The sequence below is a fragment of the Rhizobium azibense genome (genome assembly GCF_004342325.1).
GTDB lineage: Bacteria > Pseudomonadota > Alphaproteobacteria > Rhizobiales > Rhizobiaceae > Rhizobium > Rhizobium etli_B.
In genome coordinates, this window is sequence record NZ_SMBJ01000006.1 from 364268 (window position 1) to 382816 (window position 18549).

At 60.2% G+C, this 18549-nt stretch carries 17 protein-coding genes; all 17 read right to left on the bottom strand.

The window, feature by feature from the left end; genetic code table 11:
• The 17 genes from EV130_RS17400 to EV130_RS17480 all read right to left on the bottom strand — a co-directional run bounded on the left by EV130_RS17400 (position 1) and on the right by EV130_RS17480 (position 18524).
• A complete protein-coding gene (locus EV130_RS17400; protein ID WP_132660926.1) occupies positions 1-990 on the bottom strand; it encodes a beta-ketoacyl-ACP synthase III in 990 nt (329 codons plus the stop codon).
• Complete coding sequence (locus EV130_RS17405) at positions 987-2252, bottom strand: adenosylmethionine--8-amino-7-oxononanoate transaminase (RefSeq protein WP_074064328.1); 1266 nt, start codon at positions 2250-2252, stop codon at positions 987-989. Before EV130_RS17405 ends, EV130_RS17400 begins: the two co-directional genes overlap by 4 nt.
• Positions 2249-2887, bottom strand: a complete 639-nt coding sequence (bioD, locus tag EV130_RS17410) for a dethiobiotin synthase (RefSeq protein ID WP_074064327.1) — start codon at positions 2885-2887, stop codon at positions 2249-2251. The genes EV130_RS17405 and bioD overlap by 4 nt, the downstream gene beginning before the upstream one ends.
• On the bottom strand, positions 2884-4032 hold the full coding sequence (locus EV130_RS17415) for an 8-amino-7-oxononanoate synthase (protein ID WP_132550878.1): 1149 nt from the start codon (positions 4030-4032) through the stop codon (positions 2884-2886). The genes bioD and EV130_RS17415 overlap by 4 nt, the downstream gene beginning before the upstream one ends.
• Positions 4029-5042 (bottom strand): biotin synthase BioB, encoded by a 1014-nt coding sequence (gene bioB / locus EV130_RS17420; RefSeq protein ID WP_074064325.1) that lies wholly within the window; start codon positions 5040-5042, stop codon positions 4029-4031. Before bioB ends, EV130_RS17415 begins: the two co-directional genes overlap by 4 nt.
• A gap of 128 nt (positions 5043-5170) precedes the next feature.
• Complete coding sequence (locus EV130_RS17425) at positions 5171-5839, bottom strand: GntR family transcriptional regulator (protein WP_074064324.1); 669 nt, start codon at positions 5837-5839, stop codon at positions 5171-5173.
• 60 nt (positions 5840-5899) lie between these two features.
• The gene (locus tag EV130_RS17430; protein WP_132660929.1) at positions 5900-7621 is read right to left on the bottom strand and encodes an ABC transporter ATP-binding protein; all 1722 of its coding nucleotides are present in this window, start codon (positions 7619-7621) and stop codon (positions 5900-5902) included.
• Positions 7622-7835: 214 nt separating this feature from the next.
• Positions 7836-9470 (bottom strand): FGGY-family carbohydrate kinase, encoded by a 1635-nt coding sequence (locus EV130_RS17435; protein ID WP_132550884.1) that lies wholly within the window; start codon positions 9468-9470, stop codon positions 7836-7838.
• Positions 9471-9472: 2 nt separating this feature from the next.
• Positions 9473-10201, bottom strand: a complete 729-nt coding sequence (locus EV130_RS17440) for an SDR family oxidoreductase (RefSeq protein ID WP_074064321.1) — start codon at positions 10199-10201, stop codon at positions 9473-9475.
• A 25-nt stretch (positions 10202-10226) separates the two neighbouring features.
• Positions 10227-11474, bottom strand: coding sequence for a sugar ABC transporter permease (locus EV130_RS17445; RefSeq protein ID WP_132550886.1), 1248 nt, complete (start codon positions 11472-11474; stop codon positions 10227-10229).
• Positions 11471-12292 (bottom strand): ATP-binding cassette domain-containing protein, encoded by an 822-nt coding sequence (locus tag EV130_RS17450; RefSeq protein WP_132551005.1) that lies wholly within the window; start codon positions 12290-12292, stop codon positions 11471-11473. Before EV130_RS17450 ends, EV130_RS17445 begins: the two co-directional genes overlap by 4 nt.
• Before the next feature lie 80 nt (positions 12293-12372).
• Entirely contained in the window at positions 12373-13458 is a 1086-nt protein-coding gene (locus EV130_RS17455; protein WP_132550888.1) for an ABC transporter substrate-binding protein, read from the bottom strand.
• 211 nt (positions 13459-13669) lie between these two features.
• On the bottom strand, positions 13670-14554 hold the full coding sequence (locus EV130_RS17460) for an AraC family transcriptional regulator (protein WP_074064318.1): 885 nt from the start codon (positions 14552-14554) through the stop codon (positions 13670-13672).
• Between the two features lie 277 nt (positions 14555-14831).
• The gene (locus tag EV130_RS17465) at positions 14832-15542 is read right to left on the bottom strand and encodes a DUF899 family protein (protein ID WP_074064317.1); all 711 of its coding nucleotides are present in this window, start codon (positions 15540-15542) and stop codon (positions 14832-14834) included.
• 243 nt (positions 15543-15785) lie between these two features.
• Positions 15786-16613 (bottom strand): 3-methyl-2-oxobutanoate hydroxymethyltransferase, encoded by an 828-nt coding sequence (panB, locus tag EV130_RS17470; RefSeq protein WP_074064316.1) that lies wholly within the window; start codon positions 16611-16613, stop codon positions 15786-15788.
• A complete protein-coding gene (panC, locus tag EV130_RS17475; protein ID WP_132660931.1) occupies positions 16613-17488 on the bottom strand; it encodes a pantoate--beta-alanine ligase in 876 nt (291 codons plus the stop codon). Before panC ends, panB begins: the two co-directional genes overlap by 1 nt.
• Positions 17489-17630: 142 nt before the next feature.
• Positions 17631-18524, bottom strand: coding sequence for an NAD(P)-dependent oxidoreductase (locus tag EV130_RS17480; protein ID WP_257788711.1), 894 nt, complete (start codon positions 18522-18524; stop codon positions 17631-17633).
• Positions 18525-18549: the final 25 nt, after the last annotated feature.

The following is an 18549-nucleotide window of genomic DNA, read 5'->3' on the forward strand; positions in this document are numbered from 1 at the left end:
TCAAAATCCCCAAACCAAGGCACCACCGGTCAATCCGGCGCCGGCAGCCGCTAGAAGCACCACCTCACCCGATGCAAACGGCCGTTTCTCCTTGGCGATCGACAGCGACAGGGCAATCGTCGCGGCAGATGAATTGCCGTAGTCGGCAATTGTGCTGACGGTCTTGACCGCCGGGATGCCCAGCTTCTCGCCGACGGCGGTGAAGATTCGCGTATTGGCCTGGTGCGGCACGAACCGGTTGACATCCGGCGTGATCACGCCCGCGCGATCGAGCGCCCGCAGCGACGAAGCCGCCATCATCTCGACGGCACGCGAAAACACCTCGCGTCCATCGCGCATCGTCATGAGAAAATCCTCGGGCCTCATTCCCGGCCCAAAGGGGCGGTTGCTGCCGCCGGCAGCAATCGAGATAAGATCATAGCCGCTTCCATCGGACGCAAGATCGACGCCGAGGAGACCGGTGCCGGGCTCGAGCGATGGTAAAAGCACGACCGCACCTGCTGCGTCGGCAAACAGAACCGAGCTTGCGCGCTCGGCCGGGTTGATCCGCCGGCTTAGAATGTTTGCGGCAACGACGAGTACCGGTCTTCCTTGGCTTCGAACAAAGCCGTCGGCAAGTGTCAGCGCGTAAAGAAACCCCGAGCAGGCGCCTGCAAGATCGATTGCTCCGGAATTTGCAAGCCCGAGGCGATGGGCAAGCAGGGGTGCCGACGGCGGCAGCAAATGGTCAGGGGTCGAGGTTGCAAGCAGCGTGAGGGCGATTTCGGTCCGCTCGATGCCGGCATCGCTAAGGGCCATGACCCCGGCGCGGGCCGCAAGCCCGCTCAATGTGTCGCCCTCTTCGGCCCAGTGCCTGGCACGAATCCCTGTACGACGTTCGATCCAGCCAGGTTCGAGCCCATGCGCTTGCTCAATCTCGACGTTTTCGACCCGTCGCGCCGGCACGCTGTGCCCGAAGCCCGCCAGGCGCGAAGCCCGCACCCCAGTCATGCCGAACCCCTGAAATGAAAGGCGGCTTCGTCGATCGCTTCATAGGCACGGCCGAGCTCCTTTGCGGTGATGCAATAGGGCGGCATCAGGTAGATGACATTGCCGAGCGGCCGGATGAGCAGGTGACGCTCGCGGAAGAAGGCGCGCAGCCTCGGGCCGACCTGTGCCAAGTATCCGCCCGAGGCGACCTCGAGATCGAGCGCCGCGATGGTTCCGATCTGTCGAACATTGCGGAAACGCACATCATTCGAAAAACCGGTCAGATGCGCCCGATGCGCTTGCGCCAGAGACTCAATCCGTGCCTGCACCGGCTCATCGCGCCAGACGGAGAGATTGGCAACCGCAGCGGCGCAGGCGATCGGATTGGCGGTGTAGGAACTCGAATGAAAAAAGGTTCTGCGGCGGTCAGTGGAGAGGTGCGCCTCGAAGATTTCCGCCGTGCACAACGTTGCCGCCAACGGCAAAGCCCCTCCCGTCAGGCCTTTCGAGGTACAGAGGATGTCTGGGGTGATCGCTGCCTGCTCACAGCCGAAAAGCGTTCCGGTGCGTCCCCAACCGGTCATCACTTCATCGGCAATGAAAAGCGTCCCGCAACGTAAGGCAACCTCCTTGAGGCCAGCCAGGAGCGACGGCGCATAGATCTTCATGCCGCCCGCCCCGAGAACGAGCGGCTCGATGAGAAGAGCTGCCACCTGGCCTGAGCGGCAGTAGCGTTCGAAGGCATCGAGGGTTTCCTGCTCGCGGCCCGCCTCTGGGAAAGCCAGCCGGTCGACGGCAAAGAGCAGCGGTTCGTAGGCAGCATTGAACACGCCGCGCTCACCGGTCGACATCGTGCCGATCGTATCGCCGTGATAGGCATGCTCCATGACGACGATGCGATTGCGCCGCTCGCCTTGGTTATGGAAAAAACCGAGCGCCATCTTCAGAGCGACCTCGACTGCGGTCGATCCGCTGTCGGAATAAAAGACATGGGCCAGTCCGGGCGGTGCAACGGCGATCAGGCCTTCAGCCAGTTCTTCAGCCGGCGCATGCGTGTATTCAGAAAAGATGAGCTGGTCGTAGTGTCCAGCGGCGGCAGCAATTGCCCTCATGATGGCAGGGTGCCGATGGCCGTGGGTGGTCACCCACCAGGATGAGATCGCGTCAAGCACATGATTGCCGTCCTCATCGATAAGGTAGGCGCCAGCCGTCTCAACGATCGGCTTCATGCGCGGTTCGAGCGCGTGCTGGGTGAAGGGATGCCACACGCGAGAATTCTTCATGCCAGGGCTGCCTTGATGTGCTCGATATCGATGTTTCCATCGAAAGCTTTCTGCAATGTCTTGGGCGTTGGAACAGACAGCCACGGCAGGCAGCCAAGCGACCGAATGGCTCCGATCTTCACGATCACCCGCTGCGTTTCGTCGTTCTCCTCGCCGATGAAAGCCACGCCGAGGATCGGTACGGCACGGCGCTTCAGCGCCTCTAGCGACAGCAGCGTGTGATTGATCGTTCCAAGCGTTGTCCTCGCGCACAAAATGACAGGGATCTGCCAACGGGCAAAAATATCCACGAACAACAGCCGGTCGGTCAGCGGGACCAAAAGTCCGCCGGCCCCTTCCACAACCAGAGGATGGTCGGTTTCGGGGAGGATCAATCGCTCGGGCTCGACTGCCACGCGATCGAGCCTGGCGGAGAGATGCGGGGATGCGGGCGTCTTCAGCCTGTAAGCCTCCGGGATGATCCGTGCCGCAGTAATGCCGCCCAGGCGAGCGACAGCCTGGCTGTCTGTCTCTTCCTCAAGGCCCGCCTGCACAGGCTTCCAGTAATAGCCATCGAGCGCCCGCGTCAGGGCAGCGGCGAACCACGTCTTGCCGATGCCGGTATCCGTCCCGGTGACGACGCAAGCCTGCGTCATGACCGCTCCTCCTCCGTCAGGACGGCCGCCAGCTGCTCGAACATGCTGGAAACCATGCTGCAATCCACGTTCAGCGTGATTGCGATTCTCAGTCGCGCAGTCTTTTCCGGCACGGTCGGCGGGCGGATTGCCCTGATGTCGAAGCCTTGGTCGCGCATATGCGCAGCAATCGCGACGGCGCGTGCATTGTCGCCGATCATCACCGGCAGGATCTGGGAACCGTTGCCTTTGGCACCGGTCGCAGCCGCAAGCGCGCCGTTTGCAAAGGCCCGCAACTTGTCGAGCTCCGCGCGCCGTTGCGGCTCGTCCTGGAGAATTCGCAACGATTCGCCAACAGCAGCCGCCATCAATGGCGACGGCGCCGTCGAATAGATGAAACCGCGGGCGCGGTTGACGAGGTAGTCACAGATGACAGCGCTTGCACAAAGCAGCGCTCCGGCAACACCGAGCGCCTTGCCGCAGGTGTGAAGGACGATCACGTTGTCTTGCGCTTCCAGACCTGCCGAAAAACCGCGCCCCCCCGGCCCGAAGACACCCGTTGCATGCGCTTCGTCCACGACCAGGAAGGCGTCATGCGCATTCGCAACGCTTACAAGCTGGGCAAGAGGTGCGCGATCGCCGTCCATGGAATAGAGGCTCTCGACGGCAATCCACGCCCTGCCAGTTCCACCTGACCGGCGCCATCTCCTGATCGCCTCATCGAAGGCGGCAGCATCGTTGTGGGTGACAGATATCGCCCGTGCCTTGCTCGCCGCGATCCCCTCATGCGCGCTTGCATGGATCAGGCCATCGTGGACAATGATGTCCCCGCGCTGGGGAAGGGTCGAAAAGACAGCGACGTTGGCAGCGTAACCGCTGCCGAAATAGACGACCCTTTCGGTACCGAAATAGGCGGCTGCCTGCTCCTCGAGCGCTGCGTGCTCGCCATGATTGCCCCGCAACAGCCTCGATCCCCCTGCCCCGATCGCAACCCCGCGTTCGATCGCTTCGGCAATCGCGTTCCTAAGGCGCTCCGATTGAGCAAGCCCCAGATAGTCGTTCGACGTAAAATCGATGCCGCTCTGGCCGATCAGCGTCCGGGCGCGGCCTTTCCGCTCAAGGCCGGCCAGTGTCCGCTCATAGCGGGCAAGGCCCGAAAACCTCACGGGACCGCCTCCGCGCCGTCCAGCTCCATCGGCTTCAGACCTAGGCGGCGAAACAGTGCGCTGTCATGGTCCTCCCCCGGATTGTCGGCTGTCAAAAGCGTATCGCCGACGAAGATGGAATTGGCACCTGCGAAAAAACAGAGGGCCTGCATCTCATCGCTCATATCCGAACGTCCTGCCGAAAGCCGCAGGTGCGAGGCCGGCATCAGGATGCGGGCCAGAGCGATCGTTCGCACGAACTCGATCGGATCGATGGGTTCGGCCTCGGCAAGCTTCGAACCCGGGATCGGGATCAGCATGTTGATCGGCACGCTCTCGGGAGGAACGGCAAGATTGGCAAGCGTCACCAGCATCGCGATGCGGTCGGCGGCCGTCTCTCCCATCCCGAGGATGCCTCCGGCACAGACCTTGATGCCGGCGTCGCGAACGTTCGACAGTGTCTCCAAACGGTCGGCAAATGTCCGCGACGTTATGATTTGACCGTAGAAGCGCTCTGAGGTGTCGATATTGTGATTGTAGTAGTCAAGTCCCGCTTTGGCGAGCGCAGCGCTCTGTGCCGGCGTCAGCATGCCGAGCGTCATGCAGGTTTCCATGCCCAGCGCCTTGACGCCCTTGACCATGGCTGCGATCGCATCCATATCGCGATCCTTCGGGCTGCGCCATGCCGCGCCCATGCAATAGCGGGTGGCGCCGCCCTCCTTTGCCTTGCGCGCTTCGGCAAGGACACGCTCTACCTCCATCAGCTTCGAGGCCTTGAGCCCGGTCGGATAATGGGCCGACTGGCTGCAATAGCCGCAGTCCTCGGCGCAGCCGCCGGTCTTGATGGACAGCAGACGGCTCATCTGGACGGCGTTCGGATCAAAATTTTCGCGATGAATGCTGTGGGCGCGATAAAGAAGATCGTTGAATGGCAAATTATAGATAATTTCTGCTTCGTCGGCGCGATACCGAGTGGAGAAAGGCTCCGAATCCTCGATTGCACCATGCGAATCAGCCGTTTCAGCCTGCATCAAACCAGATCCTCCCCTTACAGACGTGCTGCAATAGATATCGTTACCGATTTATCTATAATAATGCAGCGCAGCATAAGGCAAGGGCAGCGATGAATTTTCCGCGAGCGACAGAATTGCAGCGATGCTCAGCCGACGATCGCAAAACGTTCGGCGAAAGCAGCGCCGCCGCTTCTCGCCGGCCGTCGGCCGATCCATTGAACGTGCCGCTCGAGAACAGTGGCGGCGTGTTCGGTTTCTCCCTCGCGAAGAAAACCGAGGATCGCTCGATGATCGCGATCCTTGGGTGTCATCCAGCCCGAGTTCCAGGTCGCGAAAAGAAACCGCGCGCTCGCAGCGTGCAGATCATCGATAGCGGCCAGCAGGCGCGGCATCCCGCAAGGCGAAAGCACCAGCCGGTGAAATCGCCTGTTTGCGGCTTCCCAGCCGGCAACATCAACGGCCCGGTCGCCTTCGAGGGTGGCGTGCTCGGCCTGATCGAGGATGGACGGCGTCAGGTGGGGAGCAGCATGGCGAAGCGCCAGAACCTCGAGCGCGGCGCGCATGCGCGCCACTTCCTGCACTTCAGCAAGGTCGAATGACGCCACGCGGACGCCTCGTCTCGGCTCGCTGATGGCAAGCCCCTGCGCCTCCAGCCGCCTAAGTGCCTCGCGCACCGGTACGTGGCTGGAGCCGAACTCTTCGGCGATATGATCCTGCTTGAGTTTGGAACCGGGTGCGAGCTGTCCTGTCACGATCCGGTCGGCAAGTACGCGGCTGATCCGCGCGGCAATTGTCTCGTCACTGTGATCGGTCATTTTTTATAGGTAATTCGCTTCGCTACGACTGTCGAGACGCCAACCGTCTCAAGCCCGCGGTCAAGAATCGATCGCAAGCTGGGCATCATACAGGCGCGCGTAATGGCCGCGCCGCTTTAGCAATTCGGCATGCGAACCCACTTCGACGACCCGTGAGCCGTCGACGACAACGATGCGGTCCGCATCGCGTATTGTTGCTAGCCGGTGCGCGATGATCAGTGTGGTCCTGCCTTCGGCAAGCTTGGCCAGCGATTGTTGTATCTGGCGTTCGGTCTCAGTGTCGAGCGCCGATGTCGCCTCGTCGAGGATGAGGATCGGCGGGTTCTTCAGGAACATGCGGGCAATGGCTAGGCGCTGTTTCTGGCCGCCCGACAATTTGACGCCGCGTTCGCCGATCATCGTATCCAGCCCGTTTGGCAGAGATGCAATCGTCTCGTCAAGCTTGGCGCGCACAGCTGCCTCGATGATATCGGCTTCGCCGGCGTCCAGCCTTCCATAGGCGATGTTTTCGCGAATCGTTCCTGCGAACAGGAAGACATCCTGCTGCACGACGCCGATCTGACGTCTGAGCGAGGCGAGTTTGATATGGCGGATGTCGATGCCATCCACCGAGATTGCACCGCAGCCGACTTCATAAAAACGTGGCAGCAGCGAGCATATCGTCGTCTTTCCTGCGCCGGAGGGGCCGACGAATGCAACCGTCTCGCCTGCCTCGATAGTCAGATTGACGTGCTTAAGCGCCGGCTTGCCGCTGCTGTAGGCGAAAGACACATCGCGATAGGCGATTTTTCCCCTCAGATGATCGACTTCGATCGCGTTGGGCGCATCTTCGATATCGGGTTCCGTGTCGATCAGCTCGGTAAACCGCCGGAAACCGGCAATGCCCTTCGGGTAGGTCTCGATAACCGGGTTGATCTTCTCGACGGGCCGGAAAAAGACGCCGACGAGAAGCAGGAAACCAATGAACCCACCAGCCGTCAGCTCGCCCGACAGAACGAAATAGCTGCCGGCGACCATCACGATCATCTGCGTCAGCCGCATGCTCATGTAACTCAGCGAGGTGCTGGCAGCCATGATGCGGTAGGCTTCGAGCTTCGTCTTCCGATAGCTTTGGTTGTCATTTTCAAAGAGGGCCCTTTCATGGTCCTCGTTGCCGAAGGCCTGCACGACCCTGACGCCGCCGACGCTCTCTTCGATCCGGGCGTTGAAATCGCCGACGCGCCCGAAAAGCGCCCGCGAATTCCGCGTCATCCGGGTTCCGTAACGGCTGGTCACCCATGCCGTCAACGGCACGATGACGGCGGTGATGACCGCGAGCTGCCAATTGACAGTCAGCATCAAGATGAGCGCGCCTGCAAATGTCATCACCGCAATGAAAAGATCCTCCGGACCGTGATGGGCGACCTCGCCGATCTCCTCGAGATCCTTCGTCAGACGGCCGACCAGATGGCCGGTCTTTTGATTGTCGTAATAGCTGAAAGAGAGTTTCTGAAGGTGGTCGAAGGCCGCGCGGCGCATGTCTGTCTCGATGTTGATGCCGAGCATGTGCCCCCAATAGGTGACGATCGCCATCAGACCGGTATTGATCGCATAAACGACCAGAAGACCGGCAGATGCCAATAGAATGAGCAGCCAGTCCTGGCCGATCAGAAGCCGATCGACGAACAGCTTCACAGCCATCGGAAAGCCGAGCTCGAGCAGGCCCGAGATGATCGCGCAGCCGAAATCCAGCACGAAGAGGCCGCGATAGGGCCTGTAATAGGAAAAGAAGCGACGGAGCATTTCGGCCTTTAAAGGTATAAACTTAGCGGCGGCATTGACGCGGAGCGCGCATCAACACGAAATGTGATCCCAATTCTCATATTTCTTGACGAAAGCCAATAGCGCACCGGGCGTGAGACTGCACCTCGGCAATAACCGGCAAGCGCCGCCGAAGTGTGGAAGCTGGCAAGCGGTCGGCTTCGATCACTCTTCATCAGCCTCGTAACTGATGCTGTCATTCGCCCGGCTTAAAAAGCGATCGGATATCGCGGTCAGCCGATTGCAGCAGTCCGAAGGCCTGGTACCTGCGTTTGTGCAGGTCTGCAATTGCGCCACCGACGGGATAAAACAGTCTGGAAAGGCGCGACATCGCCTGCATGGCGTCCGGCAGCGAACGATGACGTCCGCCGGCGACAGCCGCAAGCATTGCCGCACCGAGCAGTACAGGCTCCTCGGTGTCGGCGATTGCCAAGGGTACATTCGTCGTATCGGCGAGAATCTGGCGCACGAGATTGCTTTGCGCAGCACCTCCGCTTGCGACGATCAGGTCAATCTCAATGCCGTCCTGAGCCAACCGTTCCAAAAGCTGTTTGAGGCCGTAACCGATCCCGCAAAGGCCGGCAACATAGAGCGAGATCAAACTGGGAATGTCGCTGTCAAGTCCGATGCCGGAGACGACGCCGCGAGCCTCGGGGTCGGCATGGGGGGAGCGGTTTCCGAGAAACTCGGGCACGACGTGAAGGGACTTCGCAAGTTCGACAGCACGCCCCAGGTCCGTACATTTTTCGGTGGCCTGCCTGTCGAGCCAGGCAACGAGTGTGAGCCCCGCGGCATCCGCCTTCGCGCGTGCCTCGACAGAGGCGGGATGCATGCTCACCAGATGGTCTATGGCAGCTCCTGCCGCAGACTGCCCGCCTTCCGTCAGCCAGAGCCCCGGCACCATTGCCGAATAATATGGTCCCCAGACGCCACCGACGAAGATCGGATTGTCGCTTGAGGCCATCGAACAGGCGGATGTGCCAAAGATATAGGCAAGCCTGTTTCTGACATCCGAACCGCCGCTTGTTTGGGCTCCGCCGAGCGTGCCGACACCGCCGGCATGCGCATCGATCAGCGCCGCTCCGACAGGCGTTGCGACCGGCAATCCGAGATCGGCGGCGGCGCTTTGCGTAAGCCCGTTTGCCAGCGCCGTGCCAGGATCGACGATATCCGTACCTATCCTGGCAAATCCCTCCGCCACCAGCTCTTCAAGGCCGATATCCCTGAAGTACTGGTCATCCCAGCGCGCTTCGTGGGCAAGAAAGGTCCATTTGCAGGTCACTGTACAGACCGACCGGCTGAGCGAGCCGGTTGCGCGCCAGGTCAAATAGTCCGCAAGGTCGAAAAAATGACCGGCAGTGGCAAAGGAGGCCGGCAGATGGCGCTTCAGCCACAAAAGCTTGGGTGTTTCCATTTCCGGAGAGATCCGCCCGCCGACGTAACGCAGGACCTTGTGATCTCCAGCATTGATTTCCGCAGCTTCACCGGCGGCACGGTGATCCATCCAGACGATGATATTGCGGTTGGGATCGCCGGAGGGGCCGACGGCGACCGGCGCGCCGTCGGCGGTCACCGCAACGAGAGAACAGGTCGCATCAAAACCCACACCGGCAACAGCTGCAGGCGCAATTGCTGCCGCTGCAACAGCTTCCTTGACGCTGTCGCAGATCGCTTTCCATATCTGCTCGCTCGATTGCTCGACAATGCTGCCTGCCTCATACCAGATCGTGATGGGTCGTTTTGCAGCCGCCAGCAGAATGCCGTCTTCGTCGAAGACCCCTGCGCGCGCGCTGCCTGTACCGATATCGACGCCGATAAAGTACTGCGCCATGGTCAAAGGTCCGTGCTGTGCGGCAAAATGACGAGGTCGCGGATCGTCACGTTGCGTGGTCGCGTCAGCATGAAGAGCACCGCGTCTGCGACCTCCCTGGCCTCCATCAATCCTCCTGCGGCAATCGTCTCATCGAGTTTCTCCTGCGGCCAATCGCTGATCAGGGCCGTCACCACCGGGCCCGGCGCGACAGCACCGACGCGAATGCCGTGCTTTATGACCTGACGCCTGACCGTATGGACGAAGGCCTGCACGGCGTGTTTCGACGCAGTATAGATCGGCTCCCACACCACGGGAACCAGACCGGCGATCGAGCTGGTCATGATGATGTCGCCGGTCTTTCTCTCCACCATATGAGGCAAGACCGACTGGACCGATCGGAAGGCTGCATTGATATTCAGGTTCAGCATCCGGTCCCAGGCATCCGGATCGCCGTCCACGACCTCCCCGCCGATGTAGGAGCCCGCATTGGCGTGAAAGATATCGAGCTTTCCGAAACGCTCGAGAATCTGCGGCATCATCGTTGAGACGCTGGCGGGATCGGTCAGATCGGCGGCCAGAGGGAAGGCGCTCGCACCCAGCTTAGAGCATATGCTTTTCAGTGAATCTTCGGCCTTGTCGATGAGAGCGACGCTCGCACCCTCCCGCAATAACGATTTGGCGCATTCAAGACCGATCCCCGAGGCAGCCCCGGTAATCGCTGCGACCTTTCCAGAAAGTTCCTGTCCCATGTCAATCCTTGCTTTCGTAGTTGTATCAGGCGCGGCCGTGCGAGACCCGCGACCGGCGTGCCAGCGAATCGACGATGACTGCAATGGCGAGAACTGCGCCGGTGATCATGTAGCGAAGCGCCGAAGACAGATCGAGCATCGTCAGTCCGCTTGCGATCGACTGGATGACGATGATGCCGAGGAGTGCCGAGTAAGCGCTGCCGCGGCCCCCGAAGAGGCTTGTTCCGCCGATGACGGCTGCTGCGATCGCATTCAGGTTGACGTCGCCGGTCCCGGCCTGCTGGCTTGCCGATGCAAGACGCGCCGCCGCGAGCACGCCGCCAAGTGCGGCAAACATGGCGCAGAGAACGAAGGCGCTGGTGTAGATGAGCCGGACATTGATACCTGCGCGGCGTGCCGCCTCGCGATTGCCGCCGACGGCCGCCATCGAGCGGCCCCATTGGGTCCGCGTGAGCGCGTAGTTCATCACGATCGCAAGGGCGACGAAGAGCGCGAACATCCACGGGATGCCGCGATCCTGATTGAGATAAAAGACGACGAATTCGAGGAGGATCGTGATTAAAGCGACACGCACGACGAGAGCACCGATCGAGCGCGACGAGAGATTGGCTTGCCTGCGGCGTTGCCCAGCCCGATAGCCTGAAACCAGCATCACGACGCCCGGCAGCAGCGCAAGCACGTATGCCAGTGGACGCGGAATGACGAGCAGTTGCCCGAAGTTCACCAAAGGCGAGCCGTAAGGCAGGTTGATCGAGCCTGTCGCGCCAAGCAGATAGAGCTGCATTCCGAGTACCGCCAGCAGACCGGCAAGCGTCGAAACGAAACTGGGCATTCCAAGGCGATTGAAAAGCAGAGCATACAGCGAGCCGATCAATCCGCCGACGGTGATGGCGGCAATGATTGCAATCGCCACGGGCCAGCCCTGATTGACCCACAGCATGCCGACCATGGCGGAAGCAAAGCCACTGATTGAACCGACCGACAGGTCGATCTCGCCGACCATCAGCACGCAAACGATTCCAAGCGAAATCACCCCGACCGTGGATGCGTCGAAAAGCAGGTTTGCAAGATTGTTGCTTGAAAGAAACGTCGGGTTGAGGGTTCCGAAGACTGTCCAGATGATCACCAGGCCAACGACCACAGGAAGCGAGCCAAGGTCGCCAGAGCGCACCTTGTCGATCGAAGAACGGATCGTCGCGCCAATACCCGCATCGTGGCTGACGCGAACATCACCTCGATCCAGAAGCGTTGTTTGTTTCGCATCGCTGGTCATACTTGGCCCTCCTGCCTCGTGTCCTGCTGCGCCTGGCGACGGCTGGCACGGCGCGAGACTGCATTCTCAGTCGCCCCGGTGATGGCGGTGACGAGTTCCTGGTTGGACGCATCGGGATAGAAAACTCCATTGTTCCGCCCGAGTCTCAAGACGACGATGCGGTCGGCTACGGCACGCACGTCCTCCATGTTATGGCTGATCATTACGACGCCGAGGCCGCGATCGCGCACCCGCTCGATCAGGTTCAGAACCTCTGCCGTCTGGGCAACGCCAAGGGCAGCTGTCGGCTCGTCGAGCAGGATGAGCTTTGGCTCCAGAAGCAGGGACCGGGCGATCGCCACCGTCTGTCGTTGTCCACCCGACAGCGATGCGATCGGAATGCGGACACTTGGAATGCGGGCCGAAAGCTCGTTCAACAGCGTCCAGGCACGAACCTCCATCGCGGTCTCGTCAAGCCTCAAAGGACTGAGCTCACGGCCGAGGAAAATGTTGGCAACGACATCAAGGTTCTCGCAAAGTGCAAGGTCCTGAAACACGGTCGCAATACCCAGGGAGAGGGCCGCACTCGGGTCGGCCAACGTCACCTTGCTGCCGCGGAACGCGATCTCGCCCGAACTCGGCTGGTGGACGCCGGCAAGGATCTTCACGAGCGTCGATTTGCCGGCGCCGTTGTCGCCAACGAGCGCCACGACTTCGCCTGCGTGAACGTCAAGATCGATATCGGTGAGCGCCGAGACGGCACCGAAATGTTTCGAGATACCCTTTAGGCTGAGCACCACTTCCCCGGGCGGGGCTGCTTGGTTGGAAGCGTCAGTCATCTGTCGCAAGCCTTTCATCATGAATTTCAGGTCCTTCGACCATTCGCAAGAGCGGTCGAAGGACCTTCTGCGAGGACCGATCAGCTGCCGATGCCGAGCTTTTTGCAGCCTTCGGCGTAACGATCCGTGCACAGCTCCTCGGGGGTCTGGATCGGTTTGCCATTGACTGTTTTGTCGATGATCTCGGCCTTCAGGTTTTCAGCGGTAACGAGGGCCGGCGTGAAGAGTTGCGTCGGCGTGTCGAAGAGCGTGGTATCGGCCTTCGGCGTTTCGCCCGACAGCAGCTGCATGGCGACATTGGCCGCAGCCGCGGCGACGATCTCGCTTGGCTTGGAGATGGTGTTGTATTGGTCGCCTGCGATAATGAGCTGCAGGCCGGCGATCGTCGCATCATTGCCGGTGACCGGCGGCACAGGATCGATGCCGGCAGCCTTGAAGGCTGCAACGGCAGCGCCACCTGTGCCATCATTGGCGGCCACGACGCCGATGATCTTCTTGCCGAATCGGGTGATCTGTCCGCTCGCCCACTGCTGCGCCTTCGGCGGAGCCCATTCGGGCGTGTCGAATTCGGCAAGGATCGGATAGCCGCCCTCGGCAAGACCGGCATGAATACCCTTCTTGATGAGGCCTGCGGCAGCATCCGTCGGCGAGCCGTTGATCGCAAGTAGACCACCGTCGCCAGCTTGGACGTTCTTTGCCTTCAGATGATCGACCAGCGATTTGGCGATCATCTTGCCAATTTCCTCATTGTTGAAGGAGACGTAATAGTCTGCCGCGGCAGAGGGAATCGGACGGTCATAGGCGATCACCTTGACGCCCTGGCTCTGCGCCATCTTGACCAGTGATGCGGCAGCCGTCGAATCGACCGGATCAAGCACGATCGCCTTGGCGCCTTGCGAGATCGCCGAGTTGAATTGTTGCTGCTGGCGCGAAGCGTCGCCGTTCGCGTTTTGGTAAATCACCTTGCAGCCGGCGCAAAGCTTTTTCATTTCCGCTTCAAAGCCCGGATAGTCGTGCTCCTCATAGCGTGTGGAGCTTTGGTCGGGCATCAGAAAGGCGACCGTTGCATCGGTTACCTTTGCAGACTGCGCAAAGGCCGACGTGCTGCCGAGAAGACCGACGGCGAGCGCTGCTGCGCCTGCCAATTTCCATGCGAATTGGGTCATTGGAATTTCTCCGTACCAAATGGTAACTGTTTCGATGAAGTCTCAAGCTCGCTCGAACCCGACACTCTTTGTGCGATCCCGCCGTGCGAGGCGCCTTCTTGACCGGCGCTTCTCCAGCTGGTTTTGCGGACAAGCAATCCCGTTCGGGCCACGTGCGTGCCCGGTCGCCCTGCCCTGGTTGTTCGTTTTCTCCTCCCCGGTCCTCCCCTTTTTAGGCGGCCTCCACCGCTCTTGCATTTTGTGCCAGCAATGTTCTGAAACGCGAGGGCGCCATGCCCTTCTGATCCAGAAACCGGCGATTGAAATTCGAGATGTTGTTGAAGCCGGCAGCAAAGCAGATGTCGGTTATCGACATGGCCGTTTCGCTCATCAGCAGATGGCAAGCGAAGTTGATCCGCAGCCGGTTTACATATTGGACAAGCGCCATGCCGGTATGCCGACGGAAGCTGCGGGAGAACGCGCTTGGGCTTTGCCCGGTCAGGCCGGCAAGGTCGCTTTCACTGAAAGGTTCGGTCAGATGCGTATTGATAAAGGCCAGCGCCTGGTTCACCCCGGCCGACATGAAACCCGAGGGATCCGGATGATAGAGCGCGCTTGCAAGGGTGCGCGTGCCCGGCGCAGAACTCAGCGTGTCGAGCACGTTCATGAAAAGCTCGATGCGGCGAATTCCCTTGGCGTCGACCAGCTCCCCAAGGAACGGGCCGACGAGCGACGCCGTTTCAGATGTGAACAACGCACCCCGACGGCTCATTTCCAAAATGCCGGCACAGGCCGAGAGCTCCGGAAATATCCGAGTTGCATCTGCAAGGAAGGACTCGGTGAATTGAAGCACCCGGCAGCGCAGTGGCAGGCATGTGCCCGGCGGCACGTCGCTCACCCAGTTGTGCGGCAGGTTCGGTCCGGTAAGCACAAGGTTGTCCGGCTCGAATTCACCGATAAAATCACCGACGAAATATTGTCCCGTCGTCGCCACGACATGGTGGATCTCATACTCGGGATGGAAGTGCCAGCGGACCGTACGGTAGGGATAACCATGCTCCCAGGCCTTGAAGGACTCGCCGCTGCCGATCGCGACCACTTCCAAATCCGGATTCATGGAACCTTCCTCCCTGCGCTTCAACCGGAATTTCACCGGCAATGGCGCCTCCTCCCAGAGGTCATCATTTTCTGATGGGGACTTTACCCGCAGGCATCAGCGATCGCTACTACGCCATCGACCTCCCGCTGATACTTTTTTGACAATTCTCCCATCATTTGTGGCCATTCGCGCAGTTATTCCGTCTCGGCCGGACCGCTAAAATCGAACCCGGCCCTTGATTTCTGTGGCGGACCGGCCTTGCGCAACCTCCCTCCCCGATATTCGCTTCAGACGGTCAACTCGGGTAGGAGAGCTTCGGATACCAGTCCGGCGCACGTCCTTCCGGCGTGCAATCGAGCACCGTCCAGATAGGCATGGCGTCGGGAGCACCGCGCGGGTCTTGTCCCGGGTCGGCTGTCGCCGGTCCCATTTCCTCGCTCCAGAAATGCCGGATCGTCCCGTCGCGTCGCGTGAAGACGTTGAATGCCGCATCATCGCTGCCGCCATGACCGAGCGCGCGATAGTCCCGGCTATAGTCGTCATCAATATCCGAATAGAGCGGTAGATAACGCCAACCGCGCTCCTTCTGGAACGACAGCAGCCTTTCGAGGGGCGAACGGGCAACAACCGCGAGCGCTATGCGCTGCTGCATGTCGGGCACTTCCCCATCCCAGGCGGATAATAAGGATGTACACATAGGACAAGGACGTTCGCGCTCAGGCCCGAACATGTAGCTGTAAACAACCAGCGTGTTCTTGTCGGCGAACAGGTCTTTCAACGACACGATACCGTTATTTCCCTCAAATCTGTATTCCTTCGTCACTACGCCTCCAGGCGGAAGAGCGCGTCTTTGCGCGGCGACGCGTTCTATGTGGCGGCGCAGCTCGATCTCTTCGGCAAGCAGCGCGTCGCGCGCACGCCGGTAGTCTTCACTCTCGTTCGGAAATCGGGCGCCGTTTCTGCGGGCGAGTTCGATTGCGGGTGTCAGGTGCGGATGATCAGCCATAATATCCTCCATCGATCTGATCGTGAGAGAGAAACCTGTGCCGGACTCTCCTAGCTTTTGAACGCGTGGCGCCGGCCGTCATTCCGGAACTGGAGCGCTCGCCTGTTCAAGGACGATCGACGGCCGTCGAAATCGACAGTGCTGCTGATAAATGTTTTTCGTGCATGCAAAAAAGATAGGCCGACCGGTTTCACGAATTTGCAAAGGTGAACCGATAGGAGCATGGCATTCAGAACCCACAGATCACTGCGGTGATCGAACGTCGAACGTGTGTTCCTTGGCCGGGAACCGTCGATTTCGCACATCGTCAGCATAGGCGCTTGCCGCCTCCTCGATCGTCTGTGCAAGTCCAGCATAGCGTTTGACGAATTTGGGCTTGAAATCGGTGAAGACGCCCAGCATGTCTTCGGCTACCAAAATCTGCCCGTCGCAGGCCGGCGAGGCGCCGATGCCGATCGTCGCGGCGTGGATCGAGGCGGTCACCTCGCGCGCCAGAGGCTCCACCATTCCCTCGACGACGACCGCAAAAGCGCCGGATCCGCCGACTGCTCGGGCATCGCGCCTGACCCTGGCGATCTCGCTTTCGTTGTGGCCGAGCGAGCGGTAACCGCCGGCGGTGTGCACCTGTTGCGGCATCAGCCCGATATGTCCGCATACCGGCACGCCGCGCGCGGTCAAAAAGGCGATGGTCTCGACCATCTCCTCGCCACCCTCCAGCTTGACGCCGTCGCAGCCGGTTTCCTTCATGATACGCACGGCACTGCGGAAAGCCTGTTCTTTCGATTCCTGGTAGCTGCCGAAGGGCAAATCGACGATGACGCAGGCCCGCGAGACCCCCCGCATGACCGCCTGGCCGTGGGCGATCATCATGTCGAGCGTAACGGAAGTCGTGCTCGGCAGGCCATAGAGCACCATGCCGACGGAATCGCCGACCAAAAGCAGATCGCAATGGGCATCAAGGGCACGCGCCATCGGTGTCGTATAAGCGGTCAGGCAAACGATCGGCGTTGAGCCCTTCATGGACTGGATGCGAATTGGCGTCAGCCGCCGTTGATTGGAGGGCTTGCTCATCACGCAGCCCTCGACTGGGCGTGGCGCCGGTGGCCGATGATCCTGTTGTCAAGGAGCCTTGTCGAACCGATCCGCACGAAAAGGGCGACAAGGGCCTGCCGACCGTGCAAGGTTTCAAGTCGTGTCAGGGTCTGCGGATCGCGAACGGCGACGACTTCAGCCACGGCGAGCGGCTCGCGTGCAATGAACGCGGCCAATGCCGCCTCTAGCGCCTGAGGCCCGTCGATGCCCTCCCGGCAAAGTCGTTCGGCTTCCTCAAGGGCCTTTGGAACGATCACCGCTGCGGCACGCTCCTGCGCCGTCAGGTAACTGTTTCGCGATGAAAACGCGAGCCCGTCGGCTTCCCGGACAGTCTCGACCGCGACAATGCGGACCGGCAGTGCAAGATCCTCGACCATCCGCTTGATGATTACGACCTGTTGGTAGTCCTTTTTGCCAAAATAGGCGGCATCCGGCTGAACGATATTGAAAAGCTTGGTCACGACAGTCGCAACACCGGCAAAATGTCCGGGCCGCACGGCACCTTCCAATTCGCTGCCGAGTGCCGGCACGTCCACGATCGTCTGCATCGGTCGCGGATACATCTCCGAAACGCTTGGGCAAAAAAGGATATCGACGCCGGCGGCAGAGAGCATGGCGCTGTCCCTTTCCAGGTCTCTCGGATAGCGCGTCAGGTCTTCGTTCTTTCCGAACTGCAACGGATTGACGAATATGGAGACGACGACGGCATCGTTGTCGGTGCGTGCACGCGCGACCAGCTCCATATGCCCGGAGTGAAGGTACCCCATCGTCGGGACGAATCCGAGGGTCCGGCCTTCCTTCTTGATCGCCGCAACCTGCTCCCGCAGTTCGGCAATCTTTGTTACGACACGCATCCTTCAACCTCCCCAAAAAGCGGTGGCGGATAGAAGTTGATTTCGCGCGAAGCGTCAACTTACCTGATAAGATAATATCGATTAGACGCTGCTGAAACTTATTTCAGCCGATCGCAACACCGTCGCTTACCTTGATCTGCGGTCAACCGACATTGTTTCTCCGGGCAACAAAATCTGCAAGATGCGGCACGTAATCCTCAGGACCGTTGCCGCCGTCTGCCACTGCCGCCGCATATGAATTCTTCACCGCACTTGCAAGCGGCGTGGCAACGGTCGCGTCATTTGCCATGGATTCCAGATATTTCAAATCCTTATACGCGTTCGAAAGCGTGAAGCGATGCGCATTTCGATTCCCGTCCAGAGCATAACCCATGAAGGTCTGGTAAAATCCGCTGTCCATGCGCCCGCCCCGGATGACGCTGTCGAAGCGTTCCACCGAGATTCCGACCTTTCGGGAAAGTGCCAGAGCCTCGGCAAAGAGAGCGCCCATGCCCAACGAAATGAAATTGTTGAGAAGCTTCATACGATGACCGTCGGCGACCCCGCCGATATGAACGATCTTTGCCGCCCATGTCGATACCACCGGCTGAATCCGTTCGAATGTCGCATCATCGGCGCCGACCATGCAGTCCAAAGTCCCCTCCCACGCCTCCTTCGGCGTCCGGCTAAGCGGTGCGTCGGCAAAATGGACCTTTAGCGCCGCAAGCGTTTCGGCAATACGCATTGTCACCGTGGGATCCCCGGTCGAGCAGTCGACAATCACCGTTTCCGGGGCAAGGGCCGGCCGCATTTCCTCGATCACCAGGGACACTTCCTTCGAGCTTGTGAGGCACAGAAAGATCATCGTCGAATTTTTCGCAAGCTCCGAAAGCGAACCCGCCTCGCGGGCGCCGCGGCCGATGAGGTCGTCGACCGGATCTCGATTACGGTGTGCGATCACCGTCAGCGGGAAGCCTTTTTCGACGATGTTCTTCGCAATCCCGTGACCCATCAGTCCAACGCCGACAAATCCGACTTTCTCCTTGATCTCAGCCACGTTTCTCTCCCGTTCAATCGTTTCG

What these genes read in the sequence shown, in the direction of transcription:
- EV130_RS17400 (WP_132660926.1), bottom strand. Translation starts at nt 990, where the DNA reads ATGACTGGGGTGCGGGCTTCGCGCCTGGCGGGCTTCGGGCACAGCGTG.
- EV130_RS17405 (WP_074064328.1), bottom strand. Translation starts at nt 2,252, where the DNA reads ATGAAGAATTCTCGCGTGTGGCATCCCTTCACCCAGCACGCGCTCGAA.
- bioD (WP_074064327.1), bottom strand. Translation starts at nt 2,887, where the DNA reads ATGACGCAGGCTTGCGTCGTCACCGGGACGGATACCGGCATCGGCAAG.
- bioB (WP_074064325.1), bottom strand. Translation starts at nt 5,042, where the DNA reads ATGCAGGCTGAAACGGCTGATTCGCATGGTGCAATCGAGGATTCGGAG.
- EV130_RS17425 (WP_074064324.1), bottom strand. Translation starts at nt 5,839, where the DNA reads ATGACCGATCACAGTGACGAGACAATTGCCGCGCGGATCAGCCGCGTA.
- EV130_RS17430 (WP_132660929.1), bottom strand. Translation starts at nt 7,621, where the DNA reads ATGCTCCGTCGCTTCTTTTCCTATTACAGGCCCTATCGCGGCCTCTTC.
- EV130_RS17435 (WP_132550884.1), bottom strand. Translation starts at nt 9,470, where the DNA reads ATGGCGCAGTACTTTATCGGCGTCGATATCGGTACAGGCAGCGCGCGC.
- EV130_RS17440 (WP_074064321.1), bottom strand. Translation starts at nt 10,201, where the DNA reads ATGGGACAGGAACTTTCTGGAAAGGTCGCAGCGATTACCGGGGCTGCC.
- EV130_RS17445 (WP_132550886.1), bottom strand. Translation starts at nt 11,474, where the DNA reads ATGACCAGCGATGCGAAACAAACAACGCTTCTGGATCGAGGTGATGTT.
- EV130_RS17450 (WP_132551005.1), bottom strand. Translation starts at nt 12,292, where the DNA reads ATGACTGACGCTTCCAACCAAGCAGCCCCGCCCGGGGAAGTGGTGCTC.
- EV130_RS17455 (WP_132550888.1), bottom strand. Translation starts at nt 13,458, where the DNA reads ATGACCCAATTCGCATGGAAATTGGCAGGCGCAGCAGCGCTCGCCGTC.
- EV130_RS17460 (WP_074064318.1), bottom strand. Translation starts at nt 14,554, where the DNA reads ATGAATCCGGATTTGGAAGTGGTCGCGATCGGCAGCGGCGAGTCCTTC.
- EV130_RS17465 (WP_074064317.1), bottom strand. Translation starts at nt 15,542, where the DNA reads ATGGCTGATCATCCGCACCTGACACCCGCAATCGAACTCGCCCGCAGA.
- panB (WP_074064316.1), bottom strand. Translation starts at nt 16,613, where the DNA reads ATGAGCAAGCCCTCCAATCAACGGCGGCTGACGCCAATTCGCATCCAG.
- panC (WP_132660931.1), bottom strand. Translation starts at nt 17,488, where the DNA reads ATGCGTGTCGTAACAAAGATTGCCGAACTGCGGGAGCAGGTTGCGGCG.